This window comes from Rhizobium sp. CB3171, from assembly GCF_029714265.1.
GTDB lineage: Bacteria > Pseudomonadota > Alphaproteobacteria > Rhizobiales > Rhizobiaceae > Rhizobium.
Window position 1 is genome coordinate 3,237,767 of sequence record NZ_CP121652.1, and the last position, 19,811, is coordinate 3,257,577.

The 19,811-nt window shown below is 62.3% G+C and carries 15 protein-coding genes; 5 read left to right on the forward strand and 10 right to left on the reverse strand.

Annotated features, from left to right (window positions below):
* The 5 genes from QA648_RS15810 to QA648_RS15830 form a co-directional block, all read right to left on the reverse strand.
* Complete coding sequence (locus QA648_RS15810) at positions 1-3,108, reverse strand: efflux RND transporter permease subunit (protein ID WP_283047951.1); 3,108 nt, start codon at positions 3,106-3,108, stop codon at positions 1-3.
* Positions 3,105-6,224 (reverse strand): efflux RND transporter permease subunit, encoded by a 3,120-nt coding sequence (locus QA648_RS15815; protein WP_283047952.1) that lies wholly within the window; start codon positions 6,222-6,224, stop codon positions 3,105-3,107. Before QA648_RS15815 ends, QA648_RS15810 begins: the two co-directional genes overlap by 4 nt.
* Positions 6,221-7,729 carry an efflux RND transporter periplasmic adaptor subunit gene (locus QA648_RS15820; RefSeq protein ID WP_283047953.1) on the reverse strand — a complete coding sequence of 503 codons (1,509 nt, stop codon included), beginning with the start codon at positions 7,727-7,729 and terminating at the stop codon, positions 6,221-6,223. The genes QA648_RS15815 and QA648_RS15820 overlap by 4 nt, the downstream gene beginning before the upstream one ends.
* A 369-nt stretch (positions 7,730-8,098) precedes the next feature.
* Positions 8,099-9,262: an amidase gene (locus QA648_RS15825; RefSeq protein WP_283047954.1), complete on the reverse strand. Its 1,164-nt coding sequence runs from the start codon at positions 9,260-9,262 to the stop codon at positions 8,099-8,101.
* A 101-nt stretch (positions 9,263-9,363) separates the two neighbouring features.
* Complete coding sequence (locus tag QA648_RS15830; RefSeq protein ID WP_283047955.1) at positions 9,364-10,470, reverse strand: RHE_PE00001 family protein; 1,107 nt, start codon at positions 10,468-10,470, stop codon at positions 9,364-9,366.
* Between the two features lie 171 nt (positions 10,471-10,641).
* On the opposite strand from QA648_RS15830, the gene QA648_RS15835 reads away from it, so the two are divergent.
* From QA648_RS15835 to QA648_RS15845, 3 genes are all read left to right on the forward strand, one after another.
* Entirely contained in the window at positions 10,642-13,152 is a 2,511-nt protein-coding gene (locus QA648_RS15835; protein ID WP_283047956.1) for a heavy metal translocating P-type ATPase, read from the forward strand.
* A gap of 91 nt (positions 13,153-13,243) precedes the next feature.
* The gene (gene cueR, locus QA648_RS15840; RefSeq protein WP_104824736.1) at positions 13,244-13,630 is read left to right on the forward strand and encodes a Cu(I)-responsive transcriptional regulator; all 387 of its coding nucleotides are present in this window, start codon (positions 13,244-13,246) and stop codon (positions 13,628-13,630) included.
* A 446-nt stretch (positions 13,631-14,076) separates the two neighbouring features.
* A complete protein-coding gene (locus QA648_RS15845; protein ID WP_283047957.1) occupies positions 14,077-14,394 on the forward strand; it encodes a hypothetical protein in 318 nt (105 codons plus the stop codon).
* A gap of 38 nt (positions 14,395-14,432) precedes the next feature.
* Here QA648_RS15845 and QA648_RS15850 read toward each other — a convergent pair whose 3' ends face one another.
* Positions 14,433-15,623, reverse strand: coding sequence for an acetyl-CoA C-acyltransferase (locus tag QA648_RS15850; protein WP_283047958.1), 1,191 nt, complete (start codon positions 15,621-15,623; stop codon positions 14,433-14,435).
* Between the two features lie 193 nt (positions 15,624-15,816).
* Here QA648_RS15850 and QA648_RS15855 point away from each other — a divergent pair, with 193 nt between their 5' ends.
* Together QA648_RS15855 and QA648_RS15860 are read left to right on the forward strand one after the other, a co-directional pair.
* Complete coding sequence (locus QA648_RS15855; RefSeq protein WP_283047959.1) at positions 15,817-16,041, forward strand: type II toxin-antitoxin system VapB family antitoxin; 225 nt, start codon at positions 15,817-15,819, stop codon at positions 16,039-16,041.
* Positions 16,041-16,436, forward strand: coding sequence for a type II toxin-antitoxin system VapC family toxin (locus tag QA648_RS15860; RefSeq protein ID WP_104824740.1), 396 nt, complete (start codon positions 16,041-16,043; stop codon positions 16,434-16,436). The genes QA648_RS15855 and QA648_RS15860 overlap by 1 nt, the downstream gene beginning before the upstream one ends.
* 16 nt (positions 16,437-16,452) lie before the next feature.
* Here the strand turns inward: QA648_RS15860 and QA648_RS15865 are convergent, their stop codons facing one another.
* The 4 genes from QA648_RS15865 to QA648_RS15880 all read right to left on the reverse strand — a co-directional run bounded on the left by QA648_RS15865 (position 16,453) and on the right by QA648_RS15880 (position 19,811).
* Positions 16,453-16,761: a hypothetical protein gene (locus QA648_RS15865; protein WP_104824741.1), complete on the reverse strand. Its 309-nt coding sequence runs from the start codon at positions 16,759-16,761 to the stop codon at positions 16,453-16,455.
* A 103-nt stretch (positions 16,762-16,864) separates the two neighbouring features.
* Positions 16,865-18,304, reverse strand: a complete 1,440-nt coding sequence (locus QA648_RS15870; RefSeq protein WP_104825260.1) for an MFS transporter — start codon at positions 18,302-18,304, stop codon at positions 16,865-16,867.
* 203 nt (positions 18,305-18,507) lie between these two features.
* A complete protein-coding gene (locus tag QA648_RS15875; protein ID WP_283047960.1) occupies positions 18,508-19,170 on the reverse strand; it encodes a sulfite oxidase-like oxidoreductase in 663 nt (220 codons plus the stop codon).
* 77 nt (positions 19,171-19,247) lie between these two features.
* On the reverse strand, positions 19,248-19,811 hold the full coding sequence (locus QA648_RS15880) for a HutD family protein (RefSeq protein ID WP_283047961.1): 564 nt from the start codon (positions 19,809-19,811) through the stop codon (positions 19,248-19,250).

Consider the following 19,811-nt stretch of genomic DNA (forward strand, 5'->3'; position numbering starts at 1 on the left):
TCATGCCGACGTCGAGGACATCGGCGTCTCTGCCGGTTGCTTCGTCGACCACCGGCTGTGCAGCTTTGCCAGCATCAGGTAGATGATTGGCGTCGTGTAGAGTGTCAGCACCTGCGAGACGATCAGGCCGCCGACGATGGTGATGCCGAGGGGACGGCGGAGTTCGGCGCCGGGGCCGGTGGCGATGATCAGCGGGATGGCGCCCATCAAGGCGGCGAGCGTGGTCATCAGGATCGGCCGGAAGCGTTTCAGGCAAGCCTCGTAGATCGCCTCTTCCGACGGAAGGCCGAGCTTGCGTTCGCCCTGCAGCGCGAAATCCACCATCATGATGCCGTTCTTCTTGACGATGCCGATCAGAAGGATGATGCCGATGAACGCAATGATCGTCAGTTCCGTGCCGCTGATGACCAGCGCCAGCAGCGCCCCGAGCCCGGCTGATGGTAGCGTCGAGATGATCGTCAACGGGTGCGCCAGGCTCTCGTAGAGGATCCCGAGGACGATATAGACCGTCAGCAGCGCCGCCAGGAGCAACAGCGGCTGGCTGCTCGAAGATTGCGTGATGCTGGCCGCATCGCCGGCAAAATCCGCATGCAGCGTATCCGGCAGATGCATTTGGAGCACCGCCTGTTGAATGGCATCGTTTGCTGCCTCCAGCGTGGTATTGAGCGCCAGATTGTAGGAGATGGTGACGGAAGGATATTGCCCCTGATGATTGACCACCAGCGGCGCCAGAGTCCGTTCGACCGAGGCCACCGCACTGAGCGGGATCTGGATGCCGCCAGACGCCGGCACGTAAAGCTTGGAAATATCATTGGGATCGCGGGCATAGCTGGGATCGGCCTCCAGCACCACGCGATATTGATTGCGCTGGGTATAGATGGTCGACACCTGCCGCTGCGCGAAGGCGTTGTTGAGCGCCGCGTCGATCGACTGGATGCTGACGCCGAGCCGCGAGGCTTCATCACGATTGATATTGACCGTCGCCTGCAAGCCGTTCGGCTGCCGGTCGGTAGCGACATCGGTCAGCCCCGGCAGCGTCTGCAGGCGTGCCAGCACTTTCGGCGCCCAATCCACCAGCTCGTCGTAATTCGCGCCCCAGAGCGTGAACTGATATTGCGACTGCGATTGGCGCCCGCCGGCGCGAATATCGACCGGCGAAAACAGGAAGGTGCTGAGACCGGGAATGGCCATCAGTTGCTTGCGCAGCCGGTCTATCACCTCGGAGGTCGAGACGCGTTCCGATTCGGGCTTCAGAGAAATGAACAATTGCCCGCGATTGATCGAGCTGGAAAACCCGCCGCCGCCCACGGACGAGCCGACACCGGAGACGGCGGGATCCCTGCCAACGAGATCGGCCGCCTGCTGCTGCAGCTTGACCATGGCGGGATAGGAGATGTCGGTCGCCGCCTGCGTACCGCCCTGGATGAAGCCGGTATCATCCTGCGGAATGAAGCCCTTCGGTACCTTGATATAGAGATAGGCTGATATGACGACGCAAGCGAGGATGACGAGGACGGAGAGCACGCGATGATGCAGCACCGCCTTCAGCGTCCGGCCGTAGAAATTGGTGATTGCGCCGAGCGTTCCTTCGACGATCCGGCCGAACAGGCCCGGTCGAGCCTCCATGTCGCGCGCCCGCAGCCGGTGGCCGCAGATCATCGGCGTCAGCGTCAGGGATACCAGGGTCGAGACGACGATGGTGAAACCGAGCGTCAGCGAGAAAGTCTGGAAGAAGCGGCCGACGATGCCGCCCATGAAGAACAGGGGAATGAAGGCGGCAAGCAGTGAAAGGCTGATCGAAACGACCGTGAAGCCGATCTGTTTCGCGCCCTCAAGTGCGGCCCGCATCGGCTTCATGCCGGTTTCGAGATTGGCATAGATGTTCTCGATCATCACGATGGCATCGTCGACGACGAAGCCGACGGAAACGGCAAGCGCCATCAGCGACAGATTGTCGATCGACAGCCCGAAAAGCCACATGGCGGCGAAAGTGCCGCAGAGCGACAACGGCACGGTGACCCCGGCTGCGAAAGTCGTCGTAGCGCGCCGCAGGAAGACGAAGACCACGGCCATGACCAGGCAGATGGTGGCAAGCAGCGTCCATTGCATATCGGTGACGCTGGCATGGATCGTCGTGGTGCGGTCGGAAAGAACCGAGATGTGGACACCGGACGGAATGAGGCTCTGCAATTCGGGGATCAGCGCCTTGACGCCATCCACCGTGGCAATGACGTTGGCGTTCGCTTCCTTGGTGATGTTGAGCAGCACGGCCGGTTTGCCGTCATACCAGGCATCCGAGCGGCTATTGCGCACGCCGGGCTCGACGGTGGCGATATCGGAGAGACGAACGGCCGTGCCGTCGCCGCTCTGCACGATGATCCGGCCATAATCTTCCGGCGTCCGAAGCTGGCCATTCATGGAAATGGAGAAGGCGGCGCTGTTGCCGTCGATCGAGCCGATGGGGCCGAGCACATTGGCGTTGACGATTGCCGTGCGAACGCTGTCCAGCGACAGACCCATGGCGGAGAGCCTATCGGGATCGAGCCTGACGCGCACGGCCGGCTGGTCGGCGCCGCTGACCGTGACGCCGCCGACGCCGTCCACCTGCGAGATGCGCTGCACCACCACGGTATCGGCCGCGTCATAGATGGCGCTCGGCGACACATTGTCCGATGTCAGCGCCAGGATCAGCACAGGCGCCGCCGCCGGGTTGATCTTGCGGAAGGAAGGCAAGGTCGGCAGATCGCCGGGCAGGTCGGTCGCCGCCGCGTTCAGCGCTGCCTGCACGTCCTGCGCCGCGCCGTCGACGCTGCGCGACAGATCGAATTGCGCGACGATGCTGCTCGATCCAAGCGAACTGACCGAAGTCAACTGCGTGATGCCGGCAATCGTGCCGAGATGTCGCTCCAGCGGCGCCGCGACGCTTGCCGCCATGCTGGCCGGGTCGGCGCCGGGACGGCTGGCGGAAATGACGATCGTCGGCAGATCGACAGTCGGCAGGCTCGCCACCGGCAGGAAGCGATAGGAAACGATGCCGAGGATCATCAGCCCGATCGCCAGAAGCGTCGTTCCGACAGGACGTTTGATGAAAGGCTCGGAGAGGCTCATGTCCCGCCACCCGCGACTTCGTCCAGTTCCGGAGCCGGCGTGCCCGTCGGACGCCCGACGATCCGGGCACGCAGGCTTTCGAAAGCAAGATAGATCACCGGCGTCGTATAGAGCGTCAGAAGCTGCGACAGCACCAGGCCGCCGATGATGGTGATGCCGAGCGGGATGCGCAGCTCCGCTCCGGTACCTTGCGCCAACGCCAATGGCAGTGCGCCGAAGAGCGCCGCAAGCGTCGTCATCATGATCGGGCGGAAACGCAGGATCGAGGCTTTCAGGATCGCCTCGCGCGGCGCCAACCCCTCCTTGCGTTCGGCCTCCAGCGCGAAGTCGATCATCATGATCGCGTTCTTCTTCACGATACCCATCAGCAGCACGATGCCGATCAGTGCGATGATCGACAGGTCCTGTCCGAACAGCATCAATGCCAGCAGCGCACCGACGCCCGCAGACGGCAAAGTCGACAGGATCGTCACGGGATGCACGGCGCTCTCGTAAAGCAGGCCAAGGACAATATAGATCGTCACGACAGCCGCCAGGATCAGCCAGGGCTCGCCCGCAAGCGACGAGGCAAATTCCTCTGCATCGCCGGAATAATTGCGCTGGATCGAACTTGGCATGCCGATATCGCGCTCCGCCGCCTGAATCTCGGTGACGGCTTCACTCAGCGACGCGCCCTTGGCGAGATCGAAACTGAGCGTCACGGCCGGAAACTGTTCGTCATGGCTGATGACCAACGGCGCCGTCATGAACGACGCCGTCGTAAAGGCGTTGAGCGGCACCTGTGTATCGCTGGCGCCGGCGACGTAGAGCTTGTCAAGAGATTTCGGATCGGACTGATATTGCGGTGCAGCCTCGAGGATGACGCGATACTGATTGACTTGCCCATAGATCGTGGCGATCTGGCGCTGGCCGAAAGCGTCGTTCAGCGTGTCGCTGACGGCCTGCATCGAGACGCCGAGTCGCGAAGCGGTTTCGCGGTCGACATTGACGAAGATGCGGCCGCCGCCCATCTCGACTTCCGAGGCGACGTCGATCAGCTTCGGGCTCTGCTGCAGCCGCTGCGCCAGTTTTTCCGCCCAGTCCACCACCGTCGCCGTATCCGTGCCGGTCAGCGTATATTGATAGGGTGCGCGGCTGACGCGCGTGCTGATCGAGATGCCTCGCACGCTCTGGAACGTAACGTGGATGCCGGGCAGATCGGCCACTTCGCCACGCATGCGGTCGATGATATCGGCCGCCGACGCCGCGCGCTGGCTCCTGGGCTTCAGTACCAGGCTGAGATTGCCGGTGTTGGGCGTCAGGTTGCTGGCGCTGGTGCCAACAACCGAGACGATACCGGTTACATCAGGGTCTTTGCGTAACCGCTCGGCCACGATCTCCTGCGTCTGCTTCATCGCTTCGAAGGAGATGGTCGGCTCGGTTTCGACGACGGCGGTGATCAGGCCGGTATCCTGCGGCGGCAGGAAGCCTTTCGGAATGACAATGTAAAGCGCGATCGTAGCGGCAAGCGTCGCCACCGTGACCAGCAGCATGAATCCACTGCGGTCCACCGCCCAGACGAGGCTGCGACGGTAGCCTTCGACCAGCCGTCCCATGCCGCGATCGGTGCCCGCCAGCAAACCGCCGCGATGCTCCTTCGGCTTGCGCAGGATGCGGGCGCACATCATGGGCGTCAACGTCAGCGAAATCACCGCCGACACCACCACGGCGATGGTCAGCGTCAATGCGAACTCGCGGAACATACGCCCGACGATGCCGGTCATGAACAGCAGCGGGATGAAGACGGCGATCAGCGAGAAGGTCAGCGAGATGATGGTGAAGCCGATCTCGCCGGCGCCCTTCAGCGCCGCCTGCATCGGGCTCTCGCCCTCCTCGATATGGCGGGCGATGTTCTCGATCATCACGATGGCGTCGTCGACGACGAAGCCAGTGCCAATGGTGAGCGCCATCAGCGATAGATTGTCGAGGCTGAAGCCGGCGAACCACATGACGCCGAAAGTCGCGATCAGCGACAGTGGCAAGGCCACACCGGCGATGAAGGTCGCCGTCACCGTCCGCAGGAATAGCAGGACGACGAGGATGACCAGGCCGATGCTGACGACGAGCGTCCATTGCACATCATGGATCGAAGCGCGGATCGTCTCGGTGCGGTCGTTGACGATGTCAAGCGAGATACCGGCCGGCAGCGCCTGCTTCAGCCGCGGGATCTGCTTCTGCACGCCCTCGACCGTCTGGATGACGTTGGCGCCCGGCTGGCGCATGATGTCGAGGATGACAGCCGGCTGACCCTGATACCAGGCGCCGACACGGTTGTTCTCCAGCCCTTCGACGACGGTGGCGACATCCTTCAACTGCACCGGCGCATTGTTGCGATAGGCGACGATCACGGACTTGTAGATGTCGGGATCGACGATCTGATCATTGGCGGCGAGCGTGAAGCTCTGCTGCGTGCCGTCGAGCGCACCTTTGGCGCCGGCAACGCTGGCATTGGTGATCGCGGTGCGCAGATCCTCCAGCGCCAGACCATAAGAGGCAAGCCGCGGCAGGTCGGCCTGAATGCGGATCGCCGGCTTGACGCCGCCCTGGATGTTGACATCGCCGACCCCTGAGACTTCGCTTAGTCGCTGTGCCATCATCGTATCGGCGAAATCGCTGAGTTCGCGGATCGAATAGCTGTTGGAGCGCAGCGCCAGCGTGACGATCGGCGTATCGGCGGGGTTCACCTTCGAATAGGTCGGCGGATAGGGCAACGTGCGCGGCAATGTCGAACCGGCGGCATTGATCGCCGCCTGCACATCCTGGGCCGCGCCATCGATATCGCGGCCGAGATCGAACTGCAGGGTGATCTGGCTGATGCCGAAGGCACTCGAGGAGGTCATCGACGCCAACGACGGGATCTGCCCGAGCGGCCGCTCCAGCGGCGCGGTCACCAATGCCGCCATCGTATCGGGATCGGCGCCCGGCAGTTGCGTCGTCACCTGGATCGTCGGAAAATCCACCTGCGGCAGCGGAGCGACCGGAAGGAAGAGAAAGCCGAGAATGCCGCCCAACAGCACCGCGACCCCGAGAAGCGAGGTGGCGACAGGCCTGGAGATGAAGAGCGACGAGACGTTCATTGCTGTTGAGTTGACGTAGCGGGTGGATTGGTGGAAGCGGCATCGCCCCCGCCGGTATTGGCGTTGGGATTGGCATCATTGCCGCCGGCACCATCCGCCTTCTGCCTGCGGTGACCACCATTGCCACCGCCCTGGCCATTATGCTGGCGATGCGGCCGCTGGCCATCACTGGCCGTATTGCCGTTGGTTTGGGTCTGATTGGTTTGGTTTGCGTTTTCGGCAACCGGCTGCCCATCGACCGCGGGCGTCGTTGCAGGCGGTGCGCCCGCGCCGGCCCCTTCGGAAATCTGTACTTTCGAACCGTCCTGTAGGCGCGCAAAGCCCGTCGTCACCACCTTGTCGCCCGGGGCTACGCCATCGGCGATGACGGCCTGTACATCGTCCTGCTGGCGCACCGTTACCGGCTTCATGGCAACCGTTTGATCCTGTCGGACGATGTAGACAAAGGTGCCGTTCGGGCCACGCTGCACGGCAGCGGTCGGAATGACCGTCACGCCCTTCAGCGTCTCGACCAGCAGGCGGGCGTTGACGAAGGCGCCGGGCCAGAGCGCCAGCTTGTCGTTCGGAAAATTGGCCTTCAGCTTCACCGTACCCGTGGTCGGATCGACCTGGTTGTCGACCACCGCCAGCGTGCCGTTGTCGATCACCGTCTGACCGTTGCTTGCGATCGCCTGGACGGAAAGTGCACCCGCCGCGCTCGCCGCATTGACGCGGGCAAGCTGCTGCTGCGGAATGGAGAACAGGATGGAAATCGGCTTGATTTGCGACAGCGTCACGATGCCCGTTGCATCGGACGAACTGACGAGATTGCCGACATCGACATTGCGGATGCCGGTGCGTCCGTGGATCGGCGCCTCGATCGTCGTATAGTCGAGCCTCGCCTGCGCGCTTTCGATGGCTGCCTGGTCGGACTGGATCGCCGCCGTATATTGCGCCACAAGCGATATCTGGGTATCGACCTGCTGCTGCGTGCCCGAAGCGCTCTGCACCATGCGCTGAAAACGATCGAGATCGCGTTTCGCGCCGGCCAGCAATGCCTCGTCCTGCGCCTTCTTGCCAATGGCCTGGTCGAGCTGGGCCTTATAGACGGCATCGTCGATGCGGGCGATGACGTCGCCCTTCTTGATGTCCTGGCCTTCCTCGAAACCGATTTCGACAATCTTGCCGCTGACTTGGGCGCGAACCGTCACCGTGTTCAGCGCCTTTACCGAGCCGACACCGTCGATATAGACCGGGACGTCGGCGGATTTCGCATCCGCCGCCAGCACTGGAACCGGACCGGTGAATTGCGAAAGACTGCCACGCCGCCGTCCGCCGCCTTGGCCAAAACCCAGCCCCTGATTGCCACGGTGTTCGCCCTGGGCCTGCTCGCCGGGCGCGGCCGCGCTCTGATAGCCGAGCAGACGCTCGGCACTGCCAAGCCAGCGATCGCGTGTCACATAGGCGCCGTAGGCCACGGCGCCAATCACTGCTACCGACATCAGGACCCGAAATGTCCGAGCCATCAACATACCTTCCTTCACAGCTCCGGCTTCAATGATCTACCGGTGCGATATAGGCGCGACTTTAGCTTGCAGCTTGTCGCTTAGGAATTTGGTAGGGCCATTAAATTTTGTCCATTTTTGTGTGGCTTAGCGCAACAAACTGTTACATTGGACGAAAACCAGGGTTGTGGTTGCAAATGAGCAAAGGCACACCATGTCCTCGCTGTCTTACAAACTCTGAGCGACGCTTATGGTTCGGGCAGCCGCTGGACGAGATCATTCCCGCCGTCGTCGGCATACTGGAAAATGGCTCCTGCCAAGCCGCGCAGCCATCGATTATCCAACGAATGCGGGCTGAAAATCAGGCAACAGGGGCCGCGAGGGCAGGCATCACAGCCTTTTCAGCAGATCCAACAACCCGCCATCGCAACCACGGCGGCCGATGACCGACAGCCCTACCGGTCCGCCGTCCATCTTCCCTGCCGGCATGGAAATCTGCGGCAGGCTGGCATGGCCGGCGATGGAGAGGAGGCCTATGGCCTGCTGCCGGTAGGCGTCGAATATCTCTTGCGATGAATCCCTGCGCGGCGCAGGACCCGGGCCCGTGGGGATGATCATCCCCAAACCGCCGGCAAGTGCCGCGTCCATTGCAGTAGCAATTTCGTGGCGCACCGCATCGACCTTGGCAAAGGTCTCGTCGCTGACGGATCGCGCCACGGCGAAACGCGCGGCGATGTCAGGCCCGAGGTCGACATCATGCGCCTCGATCCAGCCGCCCAGCGCTTTCCATGCATCATAGCCCTGCCAGAAGCGAAAGGCTTCTGACCTTTCTTCCGGCCCGACGATCGGCAACGGATCGGTAACGGTTTTGTCGAACAACGCCGCGATCTTTTCCGCCATCGGCCGCAGCAATGCGGCAAGTCCCGGATCGACGCCCGTCCAGATATCCGAAGGCAGCCAGGCCGTCGAAAAATTCGCCTCGCCGGCAAGACCAAGGGCGCGACCGACGCGAACCAGCGTTTCGACATCGCGGGCAAACCAGCCAAGCGTATCGAAACCGGGGCTGAGCGGCACCACGCCGCCCATGTCGATCGCCCCATGACTGGGCCGCATGCCGAAAATACCGTTGAAGGAGGCCGGCAGCCGTACCGAGCCGCCGGTATCCGTCCCCAGCGCGAATTCCACCAGGCCGGCGGCGACCGCCGCAGCCGAGCCGGAAGAGGAACCACCCGGCACACGGTCGGGCGCCGCGCTGTTCAGCGGCGTGCCGTAATGCGCGTTGGTGCCCATCAGACTATAGGCAAATTCATCCATATGCGTCTTGCCGGCGAGCACTGCCCCCTCTGCCAGCAGCCGGGCGACGACAGGCGCATGCGCTGCCGCCGGGCCATGGGCGCGCCGCCAGATCGGATTGCCGTTGCCGGTGATCCGCCCTTCGACATCGATATTGTCCTTGGCAGCAAAGGTCAGCCCCGCCAACGAGCCGCTATTCGTGGCGCGGACGGGTTGTGCGAAGAGCTCGATGAAGGCATTGGCGGTATCGATCAGAGGCATTGGGTGCATGTCCGTGAAGGCGGGAATATCAGGCTAGCCGCATTCCGTCCTTCTAACAATGACGGCACTACCTTCCGATGAGCAATCTAGCGCTCACCGCATCAAAGGACACCCCATCCGCGATAGCGCCCGCGTCCGGTCATCTCGCGCACACCGAGTTCCGTCACCAGATTGAGGGCACCACGGGAAGTGACGCCGACATGGCGGGCAACCATGCTGGCGGAGACGATGGGCCGGGAAAGCACGATCTCGATGACGCCGGGCAAACTGCTGTTCGACCGCCGATCCTTGAGCCGCTGTTCCATCTGTATCTTGGCGAGCGACAGGCGATCGAGCTCCTTCAGCCCCGCTTCGGCCGATAGTGCCATGGCTTCGAGAAAAGCGGTCAATCGCATGGTGCCATCCGGCGAGCGGCGGCGCTCCCGCCGTACGGACTTCAGCCCGGTATTGAGGCAGAAGAGGTGCGACGTGACTTTGCCGCGACTGCGAAGATAGGCGCTGACGAGCAGGCTGCCGAGCCAATGCTGCCGCCGCAGCGGCTCGATCCGCTCCCATGCATCGAACAGCACGGCGCCACCCAAAGCCGGCGGCAGGAGATCGGCCTGGTGGATGACGGCGCGCCAGGTCTCCAGCCGCTCGTTCTCGTTCCAGTCGTCGTCACGGATCAGGCCGAGCGGATCGTCTGCCATCACCGTCCTGGCTTCGGGAATCTTTCCATCCAGCACCTGGCCGGAGCGGGCGATGACGGCATCGATCTCGGCAAAGTCCATGCCGAAATCATCATCATCGTCATCCTCCTCCTCTTCCATTTCGGCCGTCTCGATAGAGATGGGGCGCGGAGTGGCCGTTTCCTCGGCGTCGCCGACGTCGCCGCGCAGGGCGGCAATGCCGGCCATTCCCAGCCCCCAGTCCGGCTCGGCGCTCCACAGCCGTCGCCGGGCGCGCAGCACGGCATGCGCAATGACCAGCTCATGCGTCGGCGCGCGAGCGTCGACATGTGCATCATGCAGTACCAGATCCTCGACGTGCACCAGTTCGCCGCCAACCCAGAGCGCGCCAACGGCATCGAAAAAATGCCCGCGCTCACGAAAACCGTTGCCGACAGCATGCCGCAACGCTCGCTCATCCAGCCGCGCCAGCATATCCTCTGCCCTGGTCATCGCGGGCAGAAGTGTCGTCAGCGGCAAGTTGGCAAGATCATATCGCATTGGAATCCCATGATTGATTTGATCTAACGGAAGTTAACACCCTTGACGGCATCGGGATAGAAAGCAGCCTCTTTCAACTGTGGACGGTACTTCCCATTTTCCTCTTGACCTTCCAGTAACAGGAAGGTTCATAAATCTAGCCACGCTCGCTTCCAAGCGCTGGAGTTTCCGATGGCATTCCACGACGAACATGACCACCACCATCATCATCACGATGCGCCACAGGATGCGGTGATCCGCGATCCCGTCTGCGGCATGACCGTCGATCCCAAGGCGGGCAAACCATCGCTGGACTATCGTGGCCATACATTCCACTTCTGCAGCGAAGGTTGCCGCGACAAATTCGAAGCAACGCCCGAAAATTACCTGACGGCCAAAGACCCGGTTTGCGGCATGGATGTCGACCGCGCCACCGCGCGACATTTCCTGAAGCATGAGGGCGAGAAATTCTATTTTTGCTCCGCAGACTGCAAAGCAAAATTCGAAGCCGAGCCGGCGGCCTATCTTGGTGACGAAAAGCCAACACCGAGGCCGATGCCGAAGGGCACGCTCTATACGTGCCCAATGCACCCCGAGGTGATCAGCGATCATCCCGGCGATTGCCCGATATGCGGCATGGCCCTCGAACCGATGGGGGTGCCAGCCGCCGATAAAGGCCCGAACCCGGAGCTTGTCGATTTCACACGACGCCTCTGGATGAGCGCTGCCCTGTCGCTGCCGCTGTTGATCCTCACTATGGGGCCGATGTTCGGCCTCCCTCTGCGCGACCAAATCGGCGAGCCCACCGCCACCTGGATCGAGCTGGCGCTCGCGACCCCGGTCGTGCTCTGGGCCGCTCTCCCCTTCTTCCGCCGGGCGTGGAATTCAGTTCGCAACCGCAGCCCCAACATGTGGACCCTGATCGGCCTCGGCGTCGGCACGGCCTATCTCTACAGCCTCGTGGCGACGCTTGTGCCCGGCATTTTCCCTATGAGCTTTCGCGGCCATGGCGAGGCTGTGCCCGTTTATTTCGAAGCCGCTGCGGTCATCGTCGCCCTGATATTTGTCGGCCAGGTGCTGGAGCTGAAGGCGCGCGAGCGCACCGGCTCGGCGATCCGCGCGCTGCTCGACCTCGCGCCCAAGACCGCCCGCCGCATTGGCGCCGACGGCAACGAGACGGATGTGCCTCTCGATCATGTCCAGACCGGCGACCGACTGCGCATTCGGCCCGGCGAGCGCGTGCCGGTAGACGGCTCCGTTGCCGAGGGACAGTCGACCATCGACGAATCGATGATCACGGGCGAGCCGCTCCCGGTCGAAAAGACCGAAGGCGATGCGCTGACCGGCGGTACGATCAACAAGAACGGCACGCTGATCATGATCGCCGAAAAGGTCGGCGTGGAAACGACGCTGTCGCGCATCGTCGAGTTGGTCGCCAAGGCGCAGCGGTCCCGCGCGCCGATCCAGACGATGGTGGATCGTGTTTCGGCGGTCTTCGTGCCCGCCGTCGTGGTTGCCGCCATCATCGCCTTTGCGGTCTGGGCCTTTGTCGGACCGGAGCCGAGGCTGGCGCATGCACTGCTCGCCGCCGTCGCCGTCCTGATCATCGCCTGCCCCTGCGCATTGGGGCTTGCCACGCCGATGTCGATCATGATCGCCACCGGCCGAGGCGCGCAGGAGGGTGTGCTGGTGCGCGACGCCGAGGCGCTGGAGCGCTTCGCCAAGGTCGACACGCTGATCGTCGACAAGACCGGCACATTGACCGAGGGCAGGCCAAACCTGACCGATGTCGTCCCCGCCGCCGGCGTCGACGAAGCGCGCCTGCTGTCGCTCGCAGCCAGCCTGGAACGCGGCTCCGAACATCCACTGGCCGAAGCGATCGTAACCGGCGCACAGGAGCGCGGCGCGCGCCTTGTCGATATATCCGGCTTCGCGGCAAAGACCGGTAAGGGCGTCGAGGGCCGCGCCGGCGATACGGCGATCGCCCTCGGCAATGTCCCGATGATGGCCGATCTCGGCGTTGCGACCGACGCGCTGCAGGCTGAAACCGAGCGTCTGCGCGGTGAAGGCAAGACCGTGATGTTCGTCGCCTTCGATGGCCGGTTGGCCGGCATCGTCGCCGTTGCCGACCGGATCAAGCCGACGACAGCGGCCGCCATCAAGGCGCTGCACGATAGCGGGCTGAAGATCATCATGGCAACGGGCGACAACGCCCAGACCGCCAAGGCCGTCGCTGCGCGTCTCGGCATCGACGAAATCCGCGCCGATATGTTGCCTGAAGGGAAGAAAACGCTGATCGACGAGCTGCGGGCCAAGGGCAAGGTGGTCGCCATGGCCGGTGACGGTGTCAACGATGCGCCGGCGCTGGCCGCAGCCGATGTCGGCATCGCCATGGGCACCGGCGCCGATGTCGCGATGGAAAGCGCTGGTATCACCCTGGTGAAGGGTGATCTCAACGGCATCGTCCGGGCACGGCACCTTTCGGAAGCCACGATCCGCAACATCAAACAAAACCTGGCCTTCGCCTTCGGCTATAATGCTCTCGGCGTGCCGCTTGCTGCCGGTGTGCTCTATCCAGTCTTCGGCCTGCTTCTGTCGCCGATGATCGCGGCGGCGGCCATGAGCCTGTCCTCGGTCTCGGTCATCGCCAACGCGCTGCGGCTGAGACTAGAGCATCCCGCTTTCAGGCGGAACCGCCTGTAAGCGGATAAGATGCTCTAGATTCAAAAGACTAGAGCGACCTTTGTGCGTTCAAACGAACGCACGGCGCTCTACCGAAATAAGGAGGGTTCACATGAATATCGGCGAAGCATCGGGCCGCTCCGGCCTGCCGGCAAAGACAATCCGTTACTACGAGGATATCGGCCTGATCCGCCCCGATCGAGGCGACAACGGCTACCGCGACTATGGCTCCGACGACGTGCACAAGCTACGCTTCCTGCACCGCTCCCGCAGCCTCGGCTTCTCCGTCGACGAGTGCCGGCAACTGCTGGCCCTCTACGAAGACAAAAGCCGTGCCAGCGCCGACGTCAAGGAAATCGCCACATCGAAGCTCACCGAGATCGACCGCAAGATCCGCGAACTGACCGAGCTGCGCCGCACGCTGGAACATCTCGTGCATGCCTGCCAGGGCAATGAGCGGCCGGACTGCCCGATCCTAGAGGAGCTATCGGAGGGGTGAGAATTTTTGGCGGCGGGTCAGGCGAATACATCAACGCAGCGGCAATGTGCCTGGCCCCTCACCCCAGCCCTCTCCCCCGCAAGCGGGGCGAGGGAGCTTAAGGTGCCTCGCGCCACCCTCGGTCAGCGGAGCGAAGAGGCTCGTTATTTTGCGCCGTCGTCCCTTCTCCCCGCATGAGCGGGGAGAAGGCTAGGATGAGGGGCCAGGCACGCAAGCGCGGCATCGGCAGACGTACCTGACTTGCCCCGATCCACTCACCCAACCAGACCCCTCGCAATCGCCGTCGCAGATGCGGAGTACTGCGACGCTGCGCACAGCGCCCTGGCGCGGCAGCGCATGCAGCGGCGTCACGATCGGAAAATAACGCACAGATTTGACTGGCAAGAACCACTAAGTATTATCGCATTACGCGAGGATCTACCTCCGAATGAACTTGGGGGTGTGATTTGATCGTCAGCCTGCTGGTGCCGTACACGATCGGTTTCTTTCTCGTCGCTCTTATCGAGCGAGCATGGCCTCTGATGCTAGTCTCTCTTTCACTGATTGCGGCGTGCCTTTCGATGATTTTGGGGAGCAGCTTTGAAGGGGCCGGCTCCGCGCTAGTTTTACCCACGCTTGTTGCTCTGATGCTCGGCATTTTTGGCGGATTCTTGGGCCGGGCATTGGCAATCGCCGGCGAATTCGAAACCGCAACCAAGACCTTAGTGATTACGTTCCTTAGCATAATCGGCATAATTGGCCTGCTCATTGCGCTAACAACATAATCCGCTCCCCTATCGTGGTGTTGGCAGCAGGATTCTTCTCACCCAACCCGCTCCACCGCAATCGCCGTCGCCTCGCCGCCGCCGATGCAGAGTGCGGCGACACCTCGCGTTGCACCCTGGCGCTCCAGCGCGTGCAGCAGCGTTACGATCAGCCGCGCGCCCGTAGCTCCGATCGGATGGCCCAGCGCACAGGCGCCTCCGTTGACGTTGAGGCGGTCGCGGGCAATGCCGAGATCCTTGGCGGCGGCCATGGCGACGACGGCGAAGGCTTCGTTGATCTCGAAGAGGTCGACATCGCCGACCTTCCAGCCGGTCTTGTCCAACACCTTGCGGATCGCCGGAATCGGCGCGGTCGTGTACCACGCCGGCTCCTGGCTATGGGTGGCATGCGCCTTGATCTCGGCGAGGATCGGCAGTCCCTCACGCTCGGCGATCGAGCGCCGCGTCAGCACCAGCGCAGCCGCGCCGTCCGCATTGGCCGAGGCACTGGCTGCGGTGATGGTACCGTCCTTGCGGAAGGCCGGCTTCAGCGCGGGGATTTTTTCCGGCGAGACTTTCTGCGGATGCTCATCCTTAGCGATCGTCACCGGTCCGCCCTTGGCAGCAACGGAAATCGGCGTGATCTCGGCCTCGAATGCCCCCGTCTCAATCGCCTTGCGCGCCCGCGTCAACGTTTCGACGGCATAGGCATCCTGATCGCCACGGCTAAACTGATAGGCTTCGACGGCCAGCTCGCCGAAGTCGCCCATCGAACGGCCTTTTTCATAGGCGTCTTCCAGCCCGTCGAGCATCATGTGGTCGAAAATGCGGTCATGGCCCATGCGATAGCCGCCCCGCGCCTTGGCGAGCAGATAGGGCGCATTCGACATCGACTCCATGCCGCCGGAAACCGCGATCGAGGCGGAACCGGCAAGGATCAGGTCATGCGCCAGCATGGTCGCCTTCATGCCTGAACCGCAGACCTTGTTGATCGTGGTGGCGCCAACCGCATCCGGCATTCCCGCGCCGCGCGCCGCCTGTCGCGCCGGTGCCTGCCCCTGCCCCGCCGGCAGGACGCAGCCGAACAGCACCTCGTCCACCTTCTCCGCCGACAATCCGGCACGCTCCAAGGCAGCACGGATGACATGGGAGCCGAGTTCCGGCGCCTGCAACGATGACAATTCGCCCTGGAAACGGCCGAGCGGCGTGCGCGTAGCGGAGACGATAACGACAGGATCGGTAACGGACATGATGGCTCCTCGCAATCTGCAAGTTAAGGGATCAAGCTATTGCTATCACGTTAGATGATGTTCGTCATGTAAATATCGCGGAAACATTTCTTAGGACGAAGTGCCCGCTATTGCCCGATCCCGACTACCGCGATGATTGTCCTCCTCGTGGATATATTTTAAGGATATCCATCACTAAAGAAATGGATATCCCATGCCTCTCTACATCAAAGACGATGCCATCGATCGATTGGCCCGGCGCTACCAGGCGCTGACGAAAACGTCCACCAAAACCGAAGCCGTGCGGCTGGCATTGCAAAAGGCGTTGAACGAGGAGCTTGCCAAGCCGTCGCTTGTCGATATCGCCATCACTTTCTGTCGTAACCTGAAGCAAAAGGCCGGCAGCAAGGCGGATGCTCTTTCGGAAGGGGATGCCTGATGTTTGTCGATGCCTCGGTGCTTTCCGCAATGATGACCGATGAGGAAGAAGCCCGCAACTTTGCCGCCCGCATGCAGGCTGCGACCGCGCGCATGACGTCGCCGCTAGCGGTAACCCAGGCGGCGATCAGCGTCGCCGGCCGTCTTGACCTCACAATCGTCGACGCCGGGAATGCGGTCCGGACGTTTCTGGAGCTGATGAACATCCAGCTTCTCGCAATTCCGCCGCGGGCCGCCTTTCTGGCGATCGAAGCTCATGAGCGGTACGGCGAGGGTCGCCATCCGGCGGCTCTCAGCCTCGACGACTGCATGACCTATGCCTGCGCCCGCTATTATCGCCAGCCGCTTCTGTTCCGGAGCGATGCATTCGCCCAGACCGATATCGAGGTGGTCTAACCTGTCTGCTTCGAAACTACTGCCCAGGGCAAAGCGAGGTGGGACCGGCGGCGTATGTGTTCGAAACGCCAACGGCGTTTGGCGCCGCCGCGCATTGCAGCCTCGATATCGCATCGCCCGCTCTGATCGGGCCGGTCACAGACGGATCGGTGTTGATCGTACCATCCGGAAGGATTGCGTCCTTGGAATGGTCAAAATTGCCGACGTCGGTCTGGATTGCCTGTGCGTCGAACGTTGTGGTGCGATGTTTATGCGCCGGCCCCGCCATGGCGACGCTGGACATTCCGATGACGAGGGCCGAAATGGTAAGAGCTTTAAGCAGCATAAGACTGCCTCCCATGGGCGTTGAACCTCTATTCATATGGGAGCCTGTAACCCGATTTACAGCGGCGGGCAGGTCAAATATCGCAATTATTTGAAAGCCATGTTCATGTCTTGATGCGATGCCGCGACACCTCGGCACCCGCATCATGCGGCAAGCGGAGGAAGCGCAGCGACGAGACCGCGCCAATGAGGCAAACGACCAGAAAAGCCCAGTGAAAATCGACAAGGGAAAGCGTCTCTCCGCCATGGATGATGCGCGAGAGATTGAGCACGGCGGCGGCGACGGCAACGCCGAGCAACAGCGAGACCTGCTGCAGCATGCTCGAGAGCGTCGAGGCGGAACTGCGCTGCGCCGCATGGATATCGGCAAAGCCGAGCGTATTCAGCGCCGTGAAGTTCATTGAACGCGACAGGCCAGCAATGAATAGCAGGCAATATATCAGCAGATCCGGCGTCGACGGCGACAGAAACGCGCATCCACCGATGCTGGCCGACGAGATCAGGCCATTGACAACAAGCACGTTGCGGAAGCCGAAGACTTTCAACATCTGCGTGGTGATCGCCTTCATGCCGAGATTGCCCGCGAAGTAGAAGAGCAGATAGGTGCCGGCGTCGATCGCCGTACGCCCGAAGCCGACCTGGAAAAGCAGCGGGATCAGGAAGGGCGTGGCATTGATCGCAACCCGGCTTGCCGTTCCCGCCGAAAGCGTCGACATGGCGAAGGTCTGCACCTTGAAGGCGGAGAGATCGAGCAAGGGCGCATCGACCCTCATGAAATGCCGGGTGGCGATGACGGAGAAAACCACGCCGGCGGCAATGAGCCCGATGCTGGGCGCCAATCCCGTCGTCCCCTGGACCACGAACTCCAGACCGGCCAGCAGGAAGGTCAGCCCCGCCGCCGATTGCAGGAAGCCGATGAAATCGAGCCGCGCGACCTTTTCCTCCCGCTGATCCGGCACGAAGCGCAGGACGAGGCCGAGGCCGATGATCCCGATCGGAATATTGATCAGGAAATTCCAGTGCCAACTGAAATAGGTGGTGATGAAGCTGCCGAGCACCGGGCCGATGACCGGAGCCGTCAGCGCCGGCCAGGTAATCATCGACACGGCATGCACCAGATCGGATTTGCGCGCGTTTTTCAGCACGATGATGCGACCGACCGGCGTCATCAACGCGCTGCCGACGCCCTGTACGGCGCGGGCAATGACGAATTCGAAGAGATTGCCGGAGAGGCCGCAGAACAGCGACGCCACGGTGAAGATGGCGATCGACGCCAAAAACACCCGCCGCGCGCCGTAGCGGTCGCCGGCCCAGCCCGCCAGCGGCACGAAGGCCGCCATCGTCAACAGATAGACCGTAATGCCGATGCTCATCGACACCGGCTGGATGCCGAAGGTCATAGCCATCTGCGGCAATGAGGTCGTGACGATGGTGCCGTCCAGAATCTGCATGAAGAAGGAGACGGCGACGACAAGGGCGATGATGCGGGACTGCCGGCCGAAACTTGCTTCGGAAGGCTGATCTGTGGTCCGGGCAATGGTCATGACATGAAATTTCAGAGAATGGCGTTCAAGGGACCGGGCGCTTCCGGCAACAATCATACGATCATTGAATACGCCCATCGCCATGGATTGCAAAGCCGCAAACCCGCGCCGCAGCCATCAAAAATTGACACGGTGACATAAGAAACCGCGATTCCTGCCGAGTTTACCTAAGCTATATCTCCGCCGACAGCATCCTACGGGCGTCAATCGTCCGAATAGCGCTGCTCCCGCCAGGGATCGCCATACATGTGATAGCCATTCTTCTCCCAGAAGCCGGCCCTGTCGGCACCGATGAGTTCGATGCGGTTCAGCCACTTCGCGCTCTTCCAGAAATAAAGATGTGGCACGACGAGACGCATCGGGCCGCCATGCTCGCCGGTCAATGGCTGGCCCTCCCAGGCAGTGGCGAGGATCGCATCTTCGGCCGCGAAATCCGAAAGAGGGAGGTTGGTGGTGTAGCCGTCATAACTCGTCAGCAGCACATGATGCGCTTCGGCCGTCGGCATAGCGAGATCGAGCATATCGCGCGTCGAAACCCCTTCCCAGCGATTGTCGTAGCGCGACCAGGTCGTCACGCAATGGATGTCGCTGACGCGGGTGCTTTGCTCGATCGCCTGGAAAGCCGCCCAATCGAGGCTGAGCCGCGTTTCCACGAAACCGACCACATCGAGCCGCCAGCTCGACAAGGACACATGTGGCTGCACGCCGAGATCGAGCACCGGCCAGTTCTTGACGAGATGCTGCCCCGGCGGCAGCCGCTCGGTCTCGGGTCGGCTGATGCGCCCCGTCAGAAACTTGCCCTCCGCCGCCCAGCGGCGCTTTGACGTGGTGAGCTTGCTATCGGCGGGGATCTGATCGTCGCTCATGCAGGCATCCTCTCTGCTGCGCAGAAATAGGATAGTCGAGCCGGGTGAGTGTCAAGCCAGGGGCAGTTAATAGCCGACTATATTGCCTCGATGGCGATGCAGAACAGCTCCGCCTTGCCAGAGATCGAGCGCCTTGTGGCGACGTCATTCGAAACAAGAAGGCAATCGCCCGCGGCAAGCACAGCATCGTCAATCTCGACATCGCCGCGATGGCAAAGAACAAGGCTGGTCCCGCCCTCGAAAGCGACTTCGCTATTTCCGTCGACCGAGACACGCCGCACCGAATGCGTAAAGCGCGCCCGCCGCGTCATCACATTGAGATCCGTGATCGTCCCGTCAATCAAAGTTGCCGAAGTTGGCGCATCGGCGGCAAAGGGTAGCGGGTCGCTCGCCTGCGTCAGGCGCTCCGGCCCGCGCCCCTCGATGAAGAGGGTCATACCCTCGCCATCAAGAATGGATAGCGTACGATCGATGCCCGGAAAGACCGAGAACGGCCCATCCGTGGCAACGGTCGCCATGCTGACGCGCCAGTCGAAGTCTGCAAGCCCGGCGCCGTCGGGCGAAACGGCGATCTCCACCGTCTCCCCGCCGCCGTTTTTCCAGGGCATGCGCTTGTGGTCACTGGCGCGCAGCAGCTTCAT